Annotated in this window: 2 protein-coding genes; both read left to right on the forward strand. The window is 64.1% G+C overall.

The window, feature by feature from the left end:
- Positions 1–70: 70 nt before the first annotated feature.
- Complete coding sequence (locus tag WBQ44_RS13785; protein ID WP_495567243.1) at positions 71–568, forward strand: Pro-kumamolisin, activation domain family protein; 498 nt, start codon at positions 71–73, stop codon at positions 566–568.
- A 238-nt stretch (positions 569–806) separates the two neighbouring features.
- Complete coding sequence (dnaK, locus tag WBQ44_RS13790) at positions 807–2648, forward strand: molecular chaperone DnaK (protein ID WP_495567244.1); 1842 nt, start codon at positions 807–809, stop codon at positions 2646–2648.
- Positions 2649–2797 lie beyond the last annotated feature (149 nt).

The following is a 2797-nucleotide window of genomic DNA, read 5'->3' on the forward strand; positions in this document are numbered from 1 at the left end:
GTATGGAATGTCCGGTTGAAGTAGGAGATAGTTGACAGCAACACCAGCCCCTTCAGTCACAGGAGTACACATGCGTCGCACTGTCCGCACATCGATCTTGGCCTCGACGGCCGCAATCGCCGCCGCCGTCGGTGCGGTCGCGCTGGCGCCCATCGCGTCGGCACAGGAAGAAGCTCCGGCCCCGATTCTCGGTTCCGCCGAGATGGAGTCCGCTGACCTCGTCGTCTCGCTCGGCACCACGTGCGTGAACAAGACGGCCGACAAGCCGGCCGACGGCCAGGTCGTCGCCCTCCAGGTGACCGTGAAGAACGTCGGCAAAGGCGCTGCTTCCGCGGTATCGGTCAACTACGGGGCGATCCCGGTACCGATGGGCGCAGTCACCGAAGACAAGATCGAGCCCGCCACCGAGTTCACCGCCACCGTCCCCAGCGGCGACGTCGAGTGGGTCTCCCGCCCGACCGGTGCGGTCGCATTCTCGCCGCAGCTCGACGCCAACTACCCGGACAACATCAAGGTCGAGTTCCTGAGCCGCGACTGCGCGCCGGTCGTCGAAGACGGCGAGGAGTAAGTCACAGCTTCGATACATACTGCGCCGCGACGAGCACCTGCCGTCGCGGCGCAGTGCTGTGCACTCTGAGCTGATTTTGTGGGTCGGGAACATTTCGGAGAACCCCTCCGTTGAGCTTTTCGACAGCCTTGAGTGGATGGGGCTCAAGTCCGAGTTGACGAATCGAAACTCGTCGAGGCAGACTTGAGCGCGGTTCGCTCAGCTAGGAACACATCAGCTACAAACAGGAGGAAACACTATGGCTCGTGCGGTCGGTATCGACCTCGGGACCACCAACTCGGTCGTGTCCGTCCTCGAGGGCGGCGAGCCGGTTGTGGTCGCCAACTCCGAGGGATCACGCACCACCCCGTCGATCGTCGCTTTCGCCAAGAACGGCGAAGTGCTGGTCGGCCAGCCCGCGAAGAACCAGGCGGTGACCAACGTCGACCGCACGATTCGATCCGTGAAGCGCCACGTCGGCACGGACTGGAACGTGGAGATCGACGGTAAGAAGTACACGCCGCAGGAGATCAGCGCGCGCACGCTGCAGAAGCTGAAGCGCGACGCCGAGGCCTACCTGGGTGAAGAAATCACCGACGCGGTCATCACCGTTCCCGCGTACTTCGAGGACGCACAGCGTCAGGCGACCAAGGAAGCCGGCCAGATCGCCGGCCTCAACGTGCTGCGCATCGTCAACGAGCCCACCGCGGCTGCTCTCGCATACGGCCTGGACAAGGGCGACAGCGAGCAGACCATTCTGGTCTTCGACCTCGGCGGCGGCACATTCGACGTGTCCCTGCTGGAAATTGGCGACGGTGTCGTCGAGGTCCGCGCGACGTCCGGCGACAACCACCTCGGTGGCGACGACTGGGACGAGCGCATCGTGACCTGGCTCGTCGACAAGTTCAAGGCTCAGAACGGCATCGATCTGACCAAGGACAAGATGGCCCTGCAGCGTCTGCGTGAGGCTGCCGAGAAGGCGAAGATCGAACTGTCCTCCGGGCAGAGCACCTCGATCAACCTCCCGTACATCACGGTGGACGCGGACAAGAACCCGCTGTTCCTCGACGAGCAGCTCAGCCGCTCCGAGTTCCAGAAGATCACCTCCGACCTGCTCGACCGCACCCGTGCGCCGTTCCAGGCAGTGGTCAAGGACTCCGGCATCGCCGTCAAGGACATCGACCACGTCGTACTCGTCGGCGGTTCGACGCGTATGCCTGCCGTCTCCGAGCTGGTCAAGGAACTCTCCGGCGGACGTGAGCCCAACAAGGGCGTCAACCCGGACGAGGTCGTGGCCGTCGGTGCTGCACTGCAGGCCGGTGTGCTCAAGGGTGAGGTCAAGGACGTTCTGCTCCTCGACGTCACGCCGCTGTCCCTCGGCATCGAGACCAAGGGTGGCGTGATGACCAAGCTCATCGAGCGCAACACCACCATCCCGACGAAGCGGTCCGAGACCTTCACCACCGCTGACGACAATCAGCCTTCGGTGCAGATTCAGGTCTTCCAGGGCGAGCGCGAAATCGCGTCGCACAACAAGCTCCTCGGCTCGTTCGAGTTGACCGAGCTACCGCCTGCTCCTCGCGGCGTGCCCCAGATCGAGGTCACCTTCGACATCGACGCCAACGGCATCGTGCACGTCACGGCCAAGGACAAGGGCACCGGCAAGGAAAACACGATCAAGATCCAGGACGGCTCAGGCCTGTCCAAGGAAGAGATCGACCGCATGGTCGCCGACGCGGAAGCTCACGCCGACGAGGACAAGGCTCGTCGCGAAGAGGCCGAGGTCCGCAACCAGGCCGAGTCCCTCGTCCACCAGACGGAGAAGTTCGTCAAGGACAACGAGGACAAGGTCGACGCCGAGCTCAAGGGACGCGTCGAGTCGGCCATCGAAGAGGCCAAGACGGCTCTCGCCGGCAGCGACATCTCGGCAGTCAAGACCGCCGTGGAGAAGCTCTCGACCGAGTCGCAGGCTCTCGGGACGGCCATCTACGAGGCTCAGGCCAACGAGCAGGGCGGCGCCGAAGGCGGAGCGCAGGCTGCTGACGACGGTGTCGTCGACGCCGAGGTTGTCGACGAGCCGTCCGACTCGGACAAGAAGTGAGCTCGGAAAACACCGAGCAGGAACCGGTCACTTTCGTGGACAAGCGAAAGATCGATCCCGAGACCGGTACCGCACGGGAAGGTGACGCAGTTCCGGAGCCCTTCGCGGGCACAGGCACTGCGCCCCAACCCGACTCGGTGGAGGAAGGG

Source organism: Rhodococcus sp. (in: high G+C Gram-positive bacteria) (genome assembly GCF_049591685.1).
Classification (GTDB): domain Bacteria; phylum Actinomycetota; class Actinomycetes; order Mycobacteriales; family Mycobacteriaceae; genus Rhodococcoides.

What these genes read in the sequence shown, in the direction of transcription:
- WBQ44_RS13785 (WP_495567243.1), top strand. Translation starts at nt 71, where the DNA reads ATGCGTCGCACTGTCCGCACATCGATCTTGGCCTCGACGGCCGCAATC.
- dnaK (WP_495567244.1), top strand. Translation starts at nt 807, where the DNA reads ATGGCTCGTGCGGTCGGTATCGACCTCGGGACCACCAACTCGGTCGTG.